This window comes from Paenibacillus sp. BIC5C1 (assembly GCF_032399705.1).
Classification (GTDB): Bacteria; Bacillota; Bacilli; order Paenibacillales; family Paenibacillaceae; genus Paenibacillus; species Paenibacillus taichungensis_A.
Genome location: NZ_CP135922.1, coordinates 5,567,378 through 5,580,255 on the forward strand (window position 1 = coordinate 5,567,378; position 12,878 = coordinate 5,580,255).

Here is a 12,878-nt window from a genome sequence, read left to right on the forward strand (position 1 = left end):
ATTATACAAAAACAAATCGATAGCCACTCACTTTATAGCAATCCGTTGATTTGCAAGTGTGCACGGAACATTTCACTGGTTGACGGCAAGCTTTCTTTATCCACCCACGTCTCAGACGACCATAATCCCGCTTGTTTAAATGCTCGTGGACAATGAATGAAGCATTCTTCCACTTCCACAATGACAGCTGCCCCAATGGTTTTGCCGCTCCAATCCATACTCGCGATAAATTTCTCATCCTTCGTAATTGAAGCCCTCCCATTAATGCGCAGCACCTCGTTCATACCTGGAATTAGAAAGAGCATGCCCACGCCTGGGTTGGACAAAATGTTTAGTAAAGAATCGATTCTTCGATTGCCAGGACGTTCAGGATAGACAAGCCGATAGGGATCTATTACTTTTACAAACCCTGCTCCGTCTCCCCTCGGAGATGCATCACTCTTTCCTTCACGATCAGAAGTGGAGAGGAGAAATAAAGGAGAAAGCGATATAAAGTTCTGAACATGTGCATCTACAAACGAAATTGCCTTGTTACGTACATGCTCGTGGGGTTCACCCACCATATTTTGCAATTCCCCGGCATCGGTAACCAGCGGTATATCCAAACCCTTTTTTTCCATTTTCGTATCCCCTTTTTTTAATGATAAGGAGTATCCATGACTTTTCTTCTAAATATTATACATGTGTACATAGTAAAGAAGTATTTTTCGATCTCACATTGTCAAATAAACCAAAGCACCAGCCCTTATAGGGCTGGTGCTCCAGGTTGTTCATGTTTATTCGGTGTATCCCATGCTGGTCACAAAACGACGGAAGGCTTGGCGTCCTGCCTCATCATATTTGTAGACACCTGCATGTTCGAGAATCTCCGCGAATTTCAAGCCGACTTCCTGTTGTACAAGCGCAACAGCTTGCTCCTTGTTCAGGTTGGGACCGAAACGTTCGATCAGTTCTTCTGCCCAGCCCAGATGTTTGTTCAACACATGTTCGGAAGCTTTGGCCGCCTCAGCAAGTTTGGTATCCCCAGCGAGAATATCCGCGATGCTGTCCAGCTCTTCTTTCAAACGACCTGGCAGGATTGCAAGCCCCATCACTTCGATGAGTCCAATGTTCTCTTTTTTCAAATGATGCATTTCGCGGTGCGGATGGAAAATCCCTTCGGGATGTTCATCATTCGTGCGATTGTTCCGCAGAACGAGGTCCATCTCATATCCTCCGTCCGCACTGCGACGAACGATTGGAGTCACTGTATTGTGTGGAATCTGTTCTCCGTCAACCTCACTGAAGGCCTCAATCTCCACCGTAGAATCGCTGTACACCTTCCATGCTTCATAAACGGCATTCCCCGCTTCGAGCAACTCTGCAGGATCGTGTGAAGCCAGCCGCAGAACGGACATTGGCCATTTCACAAGACTAAGCGTAAGCCCCGGCGAACCAGCATGGCGGAATACCGCCTCTGGCTTCGCATTTTGAATGGCAAAGGTATGGCGTCCACCCTGGAAATGGTCATGAGTCAGGATGGAGCCGCCAACGATAGGCAGATCGGCATTGGAACCGATAAAGTAATGCGGATATTCCCCCACGAAAGCCAGCAGCCTACGCAGCGTATCCTTGGTTAATTTCATCGGCACATGATCGTGATGGAAAATAATGCAGTGCTCGTTGTAGTACACGTATGGCGAGTATTGGAAGAACCAAGGTTCGCCGTTCAATTCCAAAGGAATGATACGTAGGTTTTGACGGGCCGGGTGGTTGACCCGTCCCGCATAGCCCACATTTTCACGACAAAGTTGGCATTTCGGATATACCGGAGGCGGAAGCAGCTTTGCCATCGCGATTTCCTTTGGACTTTTCTCCGGCTTGGACAGGTTGATTGTAATCTCCATATCTCCATAAGCTGTATCCTGTGTCCAATACACATTCTTGGAGATACGGTCCATCCGAATGTAGTTGGAATGAATTGAAAGCTCATAAAATTGCGAGGTAGCCGCCTCAATGCCTTCGGTCTGCTCCGTATGACGGAATGCGCGCACCACCTCAGATGGACGTGCCATCAATTGACCCATAATTTTCGCATCGAGCAAATCACGGTACGTGTCTGTATTTTCAGGTATAAGTCCAATTTCGAATCCATAATCAATCAGCGTATCCAGCAATGGTTGGGGGCCATCCAACACCGTCTCGTTCAATACTCCTGCATACGGCTCGGAGAACCCAAACTGTTCCAGCAGTAGATTACGGCTGTAATCCCGATCGGCTTCTTCAATCAATTTGTTCTGCAAGGAAAATGCTACCAGACGTTCAATGGCATGCAGTGCTTCCTGCTGCTCCGGTGTCCGCTCTGTGGCACCTGCTGCAAGTTGAGTCTGTGACATATCGATGTTCGCCTCCTAGTTTTTTCCGTAGCCGTCAGGGTGGGACTGATGCCAGCTCCATGCGCTTTGAATGACATCCTCCAGATTGGTCCATTTTGGATTCCAACCCAGTACGGATCTTGCTTTGGCAGACGAAGCCACCAGTACAGCTGGATCACCCGCACGACGTGGTTCCTGTACAACCGGAATATCCAGTCCGGTTACTTTCTTAGCCGTCTCAATAACCTGTTTAACAGAGAAGCCTTGACCGTTGCCCAGGTTGAACACGTTGCTGTTCTCCCCTTTACGGAGATAATCTACGGCCCGCAGATGCGCATCCGCCAGATCACTTACGTGGATGTAATCACGTACACAGGTTCCGTCTTCAGTCGCGTAGTCGTCACCGAACACGGCGATGTGTGGACGTTGTTTCAATGCCGTTTGCAGTACGAGTGGGATAAGATGACTCTCCGGCTGGTGATCTTCACCGATTTTGCCGCTATCATGGGCTCCGGCAGCATTGAAGTAACGAAGGGAGACGTATTTGATTTCCTGTACTTTATCGAACCAAGACATCATGCGCTCCATCATCAGCTTGGTTTCACCATATACGTTCGTAGGCTCTGTGCGATCGCTCTCTTCAATCGGCACTTTCTCCGGCTCGCCGTAAGTAGCAGCCGTGGAGGAGAAGACGATGCGACGTACATTCGCTGCATTCATCGCTTCCAGCAGGCACAATGTCCCAAACACGTTGTTGTCATAGTATTTCACGGGATCTTTCATACTCTCGCCAACCAGTGAGTTAGCCGCAAAGTGGATGACTGCATCAATGGAGTTCTCAGCGAACAGCTTCGCCAGAAGTTCCTTGTCACGCAGATCACCTTCATACAATTTTCCGCCCAGCAGAGCTTCACGATGCCCTGTCTGCAAGTTATCCAGTACAACTACCTCTTCGCCACGCTCCAACAAAGCCGCTACCGTATGAGAACCAATATATCCTGCTCCACCTGTCACCAAAATCGCCATCTTACTTCGCCTCCTTCAATTCTTTAACGCCGTCGCCTACTCCGCATACATAGAACTCGCCTTTGAGACTGGTGCGTGCTTCATATGCCGCTCCAACTTCGCTTACAAAACGCTCTACATCGTCCTCATGCACAAGGGATACCGTACATCCACCGAATCCTGCTCCTGTCATGCGTGCACCCAGAGTGCCTGGAATCCGTTGAGCTTCTTCAACCATCACGTCCAGCTCTTCGCAGCTCACTTCATATAGATAACGAAGGGATTCATGAGAAGCATTCATCAGCTTGCCGAAGGTTTCCAGATCGTTATCACGCAGTGCATCCACTGATGCAAGTACACGTGCATTCTCTTCCACGACGTGCTGGGCACGCTGTCTTACCTTCTCATCCTTGATGTGATCCTGTAGTGTAACGAATTGTTCAGGTGTAAGTTGCGCCAGATAGTTCAGTGCAGGCAGTTGTTCTTTCAAAATGGCAAGTGCTTGCTCACATTGGGAGCGACGTTCGTTATAAGCCGAGTCCACCAACCCCCGACGTTTGTTCGTGTTACCAATGACCAGCTTGTAGGCACCCGTACGGAATGGTACTTTTTCATATTCAAGGGTGTCACACATCAGCAGGATCGCATGATCCTCTTCTCCATTAGCTACAGCGAACTGGTCCATGATGCCACAGTTGACACCAACGAATTCGTTCTCTGCCTTTTGGGACAGCAGCGCCAATTGAACCGTATCAATATCATTCAAACCTTCAAGCGACTGGATAGCAAACCCGGTAAGAACCTCCAGCGATGCGGAAGAGGAAAGTCCTGCGCCGTTCGGAATTTCTCCATGATAGAGGAAGTCATAACCTTTGGTTACTTTTACGCCTTTGCCTTGCAGTTCAACCATGACGCCTACCGGGTAATCCGTCCATTCCCCTGTTTTCTCTTTGCCAATGGAGGACGTATCCAGCGTTCCTTCATAGGGCATATTCGTGGAAGCCAACTGCAACTTGTTGTCCTCACGCTCACGGATAATCAAAGTGGTACCGAATTCAAGCGCAGCCGGAAGCACGTACCCCCCGTTATAGTCAATGTGCTCACCGATCAGATTCACCCGCCCAGGGGCATGGAACACACGGATGTCCGCTCCACTCTCTCCGTACTTGTCAATAAACTTTTGTTTCAATTCATTTATGTTCATTGCTGCTGCACCCCATCTCAATGTTGTTGGTTTTCTTAATGTTATTATACAAGAAGGCGGTTCCTCTTGAAATGCAACCATGTGTGTTCCATATGGATAAATGTGACCTTTCGACGTATAATGAATGGAACATCCAGGAAGGAAAGGAATGTCATCATGACTGAACAACGTAAGGAAGGTCTAACGGGGGATCCGATAAAACAAATTCCGGAAACCTCTGGCAAAAGTGGAGCACTCAGCTATTCGGTTGCCTCCAATCCTGTTTATTATGAAAAAGGGGCATTGCATGTCCTCTTTGCAGGGGCAAGCCAGACCCTTCCCGGTCACGCCCTTGGCCCGAAGCTATACGATTATTATCTATTGCATTATGTAGAAAAAGGAGCCGGTACGTTCCGTACTGAACTACATACCTACGAACTGTCCGCAGGAGACTGTTTTCTCATTCAACCGGGACAGCTTGTAAGTTATCAATCCCATGCCCGGCATCCCTGGCAATACCGCTGGATGGCCTTTACCGGCAGCCAGGCTGCGAAGCATATAGAGGAAGCAGGCTTCCGTCCGGAGAAATCCGTCTTTCATGCCGGTCCTTCCTGCGGTATTACCGACTGGTTATCCGTGATGCAGACGGCTTTTGCCGAGCGAAAAGAAAGCTCTCATTTTACATCACTGGGTACGTTATATATGATTCTAGCCGAGGCACAAAATCACCTTTCTCAGGGGCAAACCTTAATACCAGGTGAATCCTCCATACGACGAACGGTAAAACAGATGATTCAATACATGTCTACTCAATATGCTTACCCTGTCTCGATTGAGCAAATGTCGGCCAGTCTTGGCTATAATCGTGCGTACCTTTCCCGCATTTTCAAACAGGAGACCGGATTATCGCCAGTCACCTACCTGCTTAAACTGCGGATCGATAAATCGCGCCAGCTGCTGCGGGAACGTCCGGATCTGTCCATCGAACAGGTATCCGCCTCCGTGGGCTTGCCAGATGCGCTGTATTTCTCCAAACAGTTCAAGCGATTCCATGGGGAAGCCCCTAGTCTGTACCGGGAGAACATTCTTAATAGTCCCTTGCCTCAAGGTTCACGCCAAGTACCACCGCACCAGAGATAACCCTGTAATCAAAAGTAGGATCTCCTATTCCGTAGGTCTACATAATAAAGGAACAAAAAAGGTGCATCCCGCCATTATGGCTAAGATGCACCTTTTGAACTTTATTTATGATCCGGTTCCGGACGGAGAATCGATTCAATGCGTTCCAATTCCTCTGAGGAGAATTCCAACTGACTGAGAGCAGCGACATTCTCTTCAATCTGCGAAGGACGACTTGCACCAATCAGTGCAGAAGTTACCTTGCCATCACGTAATACCCAAGCGAGTGCAAACTGGGCCAGACTCTGACCACGTGATGCTGCAATTTGATTCAGAGCACGAACTTTGCGCAATGTCTCTGGCGAGATGTTGTTTTCATTCAAAAATACAGACGGGCCTTTGGCACGTGAATCTTCTGGAATGCCATTCAGATATTTGTTGGTGAGCACGCCTTGTGCCAATGGACAAAAAGCGATGCTGCCTGTTCCATACTCATCAAGTACATCCTGCAGTCCATCCTCAATCCAGCGATCCAGCATGGAATATTTGGGTTGATGAATTAACAGAGGTGTACCCAGGCCTTTGAGAATTTCGGCCGCCTGCTTCGTCTGTTCTGCAGGATAGTTGGATATGCCGACATACAAGGCTTTGCCGGAACGTACAATATGGTCCAACGCCATCATCGTCTCTTCCAGAGGTGTTTCGGGATCATAACGATGAGAATAAAAGATGTCTACGTAATCGAGACCCATTCGCTTCAAGCTCTGATTGAGACTGGAAACCAGGTTTTTACGAGAACCCCATTCACCGTAAGGTCCAGGCCACATATAGTACCCGGCTTTGGTGGAGATGACGAGTTCATCTCGATATGGCTTCAGATCCTGTGCCAAAACCTGACCGAATAACTGCTCTGCCGAACCTGCCGGCGGACCATAATTGTTGGCAAGGTCAAAATGCGTAATGCCAAGATCAAACGAACGGGTAATCATATTTCGGCCGTTCTCCGCATTATTAATGCCACCAAAATTATGCCATAACCCAAGTGAAATCGCTGGCAGTTTCAATCCTGAACGTCCAACGCGGTTGTATTTCATTGTTTCGTAGCGTGCATCGCTGGCTACGTAGACCATCATGAATCCCTTCTTTCCCCAGGTTCCGCCTCTAGTACCCGGTCCGTATGCCGGAGAATGCGGTTATTCGGATAATGTTGACTTACGTTTAACCAAGAAGCTGGTCCACCTTATTCATTACCTCACCAATAGGGTCTGTAATCAACAAATCAGCCCGCCTGTCGTAAGCCGTAGGTGTAGCGTTAAGCAAGACCGTATGTTTCCCTTGAAAATACGTAATCAATTGTGCGGCAGGATACACGGTTAGTGAAGTTCCACCAACCAGCAGCAAATCCGCTGAGGACAGTGCATCAACCGAACGATATAATATCGTCTGGTCCAACTCCTCTTCATACAGCACGACATCCGGTTTGATCACGCCACCACAAGCCGTGCAACGAGGCACCTTATCTTTTGCGGTAATAATATCATCCAGCCCATAAAACCTCTTGCAATCCATACAAGCGTTTCGATGGATTGAACCATGAAGCTCCAAGACATTGCTGCTGCCAGCCTTTTGGTGCAGCCCGTCGATATTTTGCGTGATAACCGCCTGAAGTTTTCCTTCCTGTTCCAATCTGGCGAGCAGTCGATGACAGCCGTTGGGCATCGCATCGGGATGAAGCATTTTGCCTCGATAAAAATCATAAAAAATATCCGCATGCTGGTCAAAAAAATGTCGGCTCAGCAGCTCTTCCGGTGGATAGGGTGAATGCTGCTCTGTCTGGTATAAACCAGCCGCAGAGCGGAAGTCGGGAATCCCGCTTTCCGTTGAAGTTCCGGCTCCTCCGAAAAAAACAATATTTGAACTTTCATTAATCCAGGCAGCCAGTTGTTCTGTTGCGTTCATCCTCTCTCCTCCTTTACGAGATCACCCCTGTGAGGAATGTTCAGAGATGATTTTTAACTCATGATAATGTTGGATAATGGTATCAGCGTCATGTAAATAGTGACTTTCCTCGATTGCTGGACAGAAACCAATCTTACAGGACACCCCTGCGTTACGTCCCATCTGCATATCTCCATTGCTGTCACCGATCACAACAGCCTCCTCAGGAAGAATATGTAATTCTCGGCAAGCCAGAACCGCAGCCTCTCCATCCGGTTTGCCCCGCGTCACCCGATCACTGCCAACAATCGATGTAAAATACGACCGGATGCCCATCCACTCTAAATGTTCCTCGGCAGCAGCTGTGCTGTCCGAAGTGACCACTGCCATCGGAATCGATGCTTCCTGGCAGCTCTGCAAAAATGCATTTAATCCAGGCAGCGGTTCAGCCATTTTTCTCTGCCTTACCTCACCCATGGCGACACTGGAAAAACGGCGGATCGTTGTGATTGCTTCATTCCATGGCATGCCTGCTGCATACAACTGCCCTGCAAGCAAACCGTTGCTCTCATCCACCGTGGCAATAGCCAATGGCCCTTGAAGGTCATATCCGATCAGTTGACCCTCGAGATTGCGGATCGTACCGAGAACTTGCTCACGCGCTACCGTGAACGAGGCCCCAAGCTCTGACAGCTGTGATTCCAACTGATCCAGCAAAGACTCCGCCCACGGCCCCCATAACTGTAAGAAATCCAGTAATGTTCCATCCTTATCAAAAAGAATGCCTCGGCAGGGAACTTGCTTCTCACGGATTTGAAGCATGGACATACGTATCACCTCCAGTTCCCTCTGCTATGGATTAGTCCCTTTCACCGTTGAACTTGCAGGTTACTTGATTGTATCCAGCCAGCCTAAAGTCGTTTTAACCGTTTGGGACAGTTGCTCCTCTTCACTGACTCCAGGTTCGCCGTCACCGCTCTGATGGCCATAGTCACCAAACTGTGAATGGTTGCCACCTTCAATGGTGTAATACACCGTATCTTCTGGTAAATATGCCCGACCATTCTGATACTTTGTTGCATTCACAACTTCATCATTCGTACCCAGTATGGATAACGCTGGTATCCCCAATGACTTCACACTGCCTTTTTCATCCGGATAGGATGCGAGGAAAAAGATGCCCTGAAGTGCAACAGGATGGGAAGCCGCATAACGTGCCGCCATCGATCCACCAAGAGAGTGGCCTCCCATAACAAATTGTTCATCCGGATAAGCTTTAATAATATCATCTGCGAGATTCTGCTTGAGTACCGCGAGATTAACCGGCATTTTCGCAATAATGGTATGATGTCCTGCTGCCGCAAGTTCATGGGCAAGAGGTGCATAACTTTCCGGTTTAACCAATCCACCTGGATAAAAAATAACACTCACCCCAGCAGATTTGTCCGGTACAAAATCAATCCAGCTGTCTTTTTCAGTTACTGTCACCTGATTTGCAGTTTCCATTGCTGTCTGAGCCATCTCCTGTGGTCCATAAGGCGTAAACAGCTTCCAGGCCACAAACCCACACCCAATGACAATGAGCGCCAGAAGAACGAGCAGGAATTTCCCGATGCCCCTTTTCTTACGCCCTGTATTATATCGGTTTCTCAACATTCATCACCTTTCTGCACTTCCGCAGGTGCCGCGGCTTGCAGAATGGGAGCCTTCATTCCTGAGGCTCCCATTCTCCATCATTCATCGCTATTCAGCCTTGGCCTTGCGGTAAGCATCCATATATTGTTCCGCTTTGCGGCGAACATGACTCAAGTCCCCCGTCTTCACTGCTTCCGCTGTAAGGTCCGACCCAATACCTACAGCAACGGCGCCTCCCTTGATCCAGTCACCCAGATTGGACAAGGAAACCCCACCGGTTGGCATGAAATTCGCTTGCGGCATAGGTCCCTTCATTGTTTTAATTATAGATGGATCGTAGAGATTACCCGGGAACAACTTCACAATATCCACGCCTAGTTCCAACGCACGTTGTACATCCGCAATGGTCATCACCCCTGGAAGAATCGGAATCCGATACAAGTTGCAGATTTTCACAGTGTCCGGGTTCAGAGAAGGACCTACAACAAACTCGGCACCTGACATAATCGCGGCACGCGCTGTCTGGGGTTCAAGCACTGTTCCAGCTCCAATAATGGCAAATTTCTCTGGATCTTGTGTGTTCCAATGGTATACACGGCTTAATTTCTCGATGGCTTTGAGGGCACTAGGCACAGTCATCGTAATCTCGATAATCTTGATGCCACCCGCGATGGCTTGTTCGGCCATGGCGATAACCTGATCAGCAGAATCTGCACGCAGAACCGCAACAACCCCACTGTCCGTTATTTTTTGCAGCAGCTGAAGCTTCTTCATTTCATTCTCTCCCTTGTCAATGTGGTTGTCTATTACAAGCCTTACATTAATGAACGAAGATGAGACATATATGATATCAGCAGCGACTAGCGCTCAACATGAGCTACATTGTTCAGCTTGGCCTCGACCTGCTCCCACGTCGGGAGCGCCTCCCAATCGCCAACAGCCTGTATAACCATGGAACCGGTCAAATTCCCGAGACGGGTCGCCTCCTGCGGAGAATATCCTTTAATAAGTCCGGACAAAAAGCCCGCACAGAATCCATCTCCTGCCCCGACCGTATCCAGGACATGATCTGCCTTGAAGTACGGAACTTCCGTTAGGGTACCATTCACCAATACGTAGGTCAAATCAGGACCGCCCTTAACGATGCAGACTGCTTTCATGGCGGACAAACGCTCAAGTACTTTTTGATCATCTTCCTCGTTATACAGAAGTTTCATCTCGTCCAGACCCGGCAAGAAATAATCAGCTTGCTCTGCCAGACGAAGCAGAACAGGCCGCGCTTCTTCAGCTGACCACAATTTAAGACGCAGATTCGGATCAAAACTCACTTTCACACCAGCCTGCTTGGCTATATGTATAGCAGCTTCAACAGTAGCAAGTCCCGATGCGCTTATTGCTGCAGTGATGCCTGTAACGTGAAGGATTTGCGCACCCGCAATATAATCCGGGTCCAGGTCTTCAGGAGTAATTGCACTTGCAGCGGATAGCTTCCTATAATAGTGCACCGAGGCTTTCCCGGAAGCGTTCTCACGAATCATCAAACCGGTGGACTCTTTCTCACTCATCCTTGCTCTGGATACATCTACACCTTCACCACGAATAGCCTTCAAGATCATGTTACCGATCGGATCATTACCCAGACGGCCAAACCAACCACTGGTATGCCCAAGCCGGGATACACCAATGGCCAGATTACTCTCTGCGCCACCAAATGATTTGTCTAATGTCGCTGCATATTCGAGGCCTCTTGTATCCTTTGCTGTCAGCAAACCCATGCTTTCCCCAAACGTAACAATTTCAGGGCTTCGGCGGGTATTCGTCGACATGAATTCTCCCCTCCTTATATTTACAATTCCTCATCTTCTTTCCCCATTGTCAGCCTCTATGCAACCGTTGTCAATCCCGGAGCGTTCATTTTGTTGTCACAGCTTTGAGAAAGGATAGCGCTTTCTCATGTGAAATATATCACAATGAATATTACACATCCATATTACCCTTATTACAGAACCAGATTGCAATCGCCAAGGGTTATCAGGGGGGCTACAACATGAACAAACCGACTAACATTCACAACGATCAGGATTCCTTTTTTTACAACTTGCGCTTTATGCTTATTGTCTGTGTACTAGCGGGCAATGCTCTCGAACCAATCATTACGCGTTTTGCAGGAGCAGAGGCTCTGTTTCTGTGGATATATACGTTTCACATGCCGCTGTTTGTATGGGTAACCGGCTACTTTGCCAGACATTCACTCAAAGGTACATCTGGCCGCAATGTGCTTAAACAGATTGCATTACAGTACCTTCTGTTTCAGTCCCTCTATGCAGTAATGGATTTCACCGTATTCCATACACCGCATATGCGTTTGTCTTTCTTTGCACCTTATCTATTGCTCTGGTTTCTGGCAAGTCATTTTTGCTGGCGACTGTTGCTTCGTCTCACACTCTCCTGGAAACCGATCTACAGACTACTCGGTGCCGTGATGCTGGGGGTATGTGCCGGATATTTACCCATTGACGGTTTCTGGCTGAGCTTCAGCCGAACATTTGTATTTCTTCCTTTCTTTGTTATCGGGTATGACTACGGAGCGTCCATCCGCTCCCGTTTGCGATCCGGCTGGGGTCGTAAAATTGCAGCTACGTTGTCTGCTGCTCTTCTTGGTTGGATCGGACTCGGAGGGCTCAACATTTCACCAGGCTGGTTACTGGGAAGCATGACTTACGCAGAGCTTGGACATCATGAGTGGTTTGCAGGAATTTACCGCCTCGGAATTTATGCACTTGAAATCGGGTCAGGCGCATTATTTCTCGCATGGGTCCCTCCATTAACATCCAGATTGACTGAATTGGGACGACGCACGCTGTATGTGTTCCTTCTACATGGATTTCTCGTTCGCTTGGCGGTCTGGTCCGGGGTTTACAACTATATGGAGACCAGCTTGTACATCCCGGTGATTGTCTCCATTGCGTTACTGTTCGCTGTAACGCTGGCCCACCCAGCCATCCGTCATACCTTCCGCCCTCTCATTGAGCCCGATATTTCCCGCTTCCAGTTCAATCGTCAAGGGGTATTAAAACGTTCAGCATCCTGGTTCAGATGAACTGAAATCCTGCTCCTTACCATCCAAATCGACTTGTTTCAGGCTGGAAAAGTTGTGGTAAGTAGGAATACGCGCTACAACAATCTACTTATGATATAAGGAGTGATTTGTAATGGCACGTCCACAGACGTCTGAACACAAAATGAGTCGTGAGGAAGCCGGTAGGTTAGGTGGCAAGGCCACATCCAAAAAGCATGATCGGAGCTTCTACCAAATGATAGGTAAAAAAGGTGGTGAAGCGACTTCAGATGCGCATGATTCTCAGTTCTATAAGGAAATTGGAACCAAGGGTGGAGAAGCAACTTCCGAAACTCATAATAAAGAATTCTATCGGGAGATTGGCCGCAAAGGCGGGAGTAGTTAGCCAATCCCCATGGGCAGCGGTGAAAGATCACCTGAGCCCGTGCATCAAATCAAGAAAGCTTCATTCCACTAATGGATTGAAGCTTCTTTCTATTGAATTGTAGAAATATGACGACGGTTGTGATAGACTCTATAGAAAAACCGGGTTGTTCACGGGTTTAAAGCAGCAAAGAACTTCACA

At 48.3% G+C, this 12,878-nt stretch carries 12 protein-coding genes and 1 pseudogene; 3 read left to right on the plus strand and 10 right to left on the minus strand.

Translation table 11 applies throughout. From position 1 onward, the window contains the following. Positions 1-32 precede the first annotated feature (32 nt). The 4 genes from RS891_RS24905 to RS891_RS24920 form a co-directional block, all read right to left on the minus strand. Positions 33-620: an MSMEG_1061 family FMN-dependent PPOX-type flavoprotein gene (locus RS891_RS24905; RefSeq protein ID WP_315793514.1), complete on the minus strand. Its 588-nt coding sequence runs from the start codon at positions 618-620 to the stop codon at positions 33-35. Positions 621-776: 156 nt separating this feature from the next. Continuing rightward, the gene (locus RS891_RS24910; protein WP_315793515.1) at positions 777-2,375 is read right to left on the minus strand and encodes a UDP-glucose--hexose-1-phosphate uridylyltransferase; all 1,599 of its coding nucleotides are present in this window, start codon (positions 2,373-2,375) and stop codon (positions 777-779) included. A 15-nt stretch (positions 2,376-2,390) separates the two neighbouring features. Next, positions 2,391-3,380: a UDP-glucose 4-epimerase GalE gene (gene galE / locus RS891_RS24915; RefSeq protein ID WP_064635876.1), complete on the minus strand. Its 990-nt coding sequence runs from the start codon at positions 3,378-3,380 to the stop codon at positions 2,391-2,393. Between the two features lies 1 nt (position 3,381). Then, complete coding sequence (locus tag RS891_RS24920; RefSeq protein WP_090809505.1) at positions 3,382-4,563, minus strand: galactokinase; 1,182 nt, start codon at positions 4,561-4,563, stop codon at positions 3,382-3,384. Positions 4,564-4,719: 156 nt separating this feature from the next. Here RS891_RS24920 and RS891_RS24925 point away from each other — a divergent pair, with 156 nt between their 5' ends. Further along, positions 4,720-5,682, plus strand: coding sequence for an AraC family transcriptional regulator (locus RS891_RS24925; protein WP_315793516.1), 963 nt, complete (start codon positions 4,720-4,722; stop codon positions 5,680-5,682). Positions 5,683-5,783: 101 nt separating this feature from the next. Here RS891_RS24925 and mgrA read toward each other — a convergent pair whose 3' ends face one another. The 6 genes from mgrA to RS891_RS24955 all read right to left on the minus strand — a co-directional run bounded on the left by mgrA (position 5,784) and on the right by RS891_RS24955 (position 11,060). Then, on the minus strand, positions 5,784-6,791 hold the full coding sequence (mgrA, locus tag RS891_RS24930; RefSeq protein ID WP_063566864.1) for an L-glyceraldehyde 3-phosphate reductase: 1,008 nt from the start codon (positions 6,789-6,791) through the stop codon (positions 5,784-5,786). A gap of 88 nt (positions 6,792-6,879) precedes the next feature. Continuing rightward, a complete protein-coding gene (locus tag RS891_RS24935) occupies positions 6,880-7,620 on the minus strand; it encodes an NAD-dependent protein deacylase (RefSeq protein WP_113053450.1) in 741 nt (246 codons plus the stop codon). 21 nt (positions 7,621-7,641) lie between these two features. After that, positions 7,642-8,427, minus strand: coding sequence for an HAD family hydrolase (locus RS891_RS24940; RefSeq protein ID WP_315793517.1), 786 nt, complete (start codon positions 8,425-8,427; stop codon positions 7,642-7,644). Between the two features lie 60 nt (positions 8,428-8,487). Beyond that, entirely contained in the window at positions 8,488-9,255 is a 768-nt protein-coding gene (locus tag RS891_RS24945; protein ID WP_315793518.1) for an alpha/beta fold hydrolase, read from the minus strand. A gap of 87 nt (positions 9,256-9,342) precedes the next feature. After that, positions 9,343-10,008 (minus strand): bifunctional 2-keto-4-hydroxyglutarate aldolase/2-keto-3-deoxy-6-phosphogluconate aldolase, encoded by a 666-nt coding sequence (locus RS891_RS24950; protein WP_063566860.1) that lies wholly within the window; start codon positions 10,006-10,008, stop codon positions 9,343-9,345. 86 nt (positions 10,009-10,094) lie between these two features. After that, positions 10,095-11,060 (minus strand): sugar kinase, encoded by a 966-nt coding sequence (locus RS891_RS24955; protein WP_113053447.1) that lies wholly within the window; start codon positions 11,058-11,060, stop codon positions 10,095-10,097. A gap of 221 nt (positions 11,061-11,281) precedes the next feature. Between RS891_RS24955 and RS891_RS24960 the strand changes: the two genes are divergently transcribed. Together RS891_RS24960 and RS891_RS24965 are read left to right on the plus strand one after the other, a co-directional pair. Then, positions 11,282-12,334, plus strand: coding sequence for an acyltransferase family protein (locus tag RS891_RS24960; RefSeq protein ID WP_113053446.1), 1,053 nt, complete (start codon positions 11,282-11,284; stop codon positions 12,332-12,334). A 112-nt stretch (positions 12,335-12,446) separates the two neighbouring features. Continuing rightward, positions 12,447-12,695, plus strand: a pseudogene (locus RS891_RS24965) (KGG domain-containing protein); the annotation flags it as partial. Between the last annotated feature and the right edge of the window lie 183 nt (positions 12,696-12,878).

Bases quoted from the DNA above. Each gene is read 5' to 3' on its own strand.
- RS891_RS24905 (WP_315793514.1), bottom strand. From the start codon at position 620: ATGGAAAAAAAGGGTTTGGATATACCGCTGGTTACCGATGCCGGGGAA.
- RS891_RS24910 (WP_315793515.1), bottom strand. From the start codon at position 2,375: ATGTCACAGACTCAACTTGCAGCAGGTGCCACAGAGCGGACACCGGAG.
- galE (WP_064635876.1), bottom strand. From the start codon at position 3,380: ATGGCGATTTTGGTGACAGGTGGAGCAGGATATATTGGTTCTCATACG.
- RS891_RS24920 (WP_090809505.1), bottom strand. From the start codon at position 4,563: ATGAACATAAATGAATTGAAACAAAAGTTTATTGACAAGTACGGAGAG.
- RS891_RS24925 (WP_315793516.1), top strand. From the start codon at position 4,720: ATGACTGAACAACGTAAGGAAGGTCTAACGGGGGATCCGATAAAACAA.
- mgrA (WP_063566864.1), bottom strand. From the start codon at position 6,791: ATGGTCTACGTAGCCAGCGATGCACGCTACGAAACAATGAAATACAAC.
- RS891_RS24935 (WP_113053450.1), bottom strand. From the start codon at position 7,620: ATGAACGCAACAGAACAACTGGCTGCCTGGATTAATGAAAGTTCAAAT.
- RS891_RS24940 (WP_315793517.1), bottom strand. From the start codon at position 8,427: ATGTCCATGCTTCAAATCCGTGAGAAGCAAGTTCCCTGCCGAGGCATT.
- RS891_RS24945 (WP_315793518.1), bottom strand. From the start codon at position 9,255: ATGTTGAGAAACCGATATAATACAGGGCGTAAGAAAAGGGGCATCGGG.
- RS891_RS24950 (WP_063566860.1), bottom strand. From the start codon at position 10,008: ATGAAGAAGCTTCAGCTGCTGCAAAAAATAACGGACAGTGGGGTTGTT.
- RS891_RS24955 (WP_113053447.1), bottom strand. From the start codon at position 11,060: ATGTCGACGAATACCCGCCGAAGCCCTGAAATTGTTACGTTTGGGGAA.
- RS891_RS24960 (WP_113053446.1), top strand. From the start codon at position 11,282: ATGAACAAACCGACTAACATTCACAACGATCAGGATTCCTTTTTTTAC.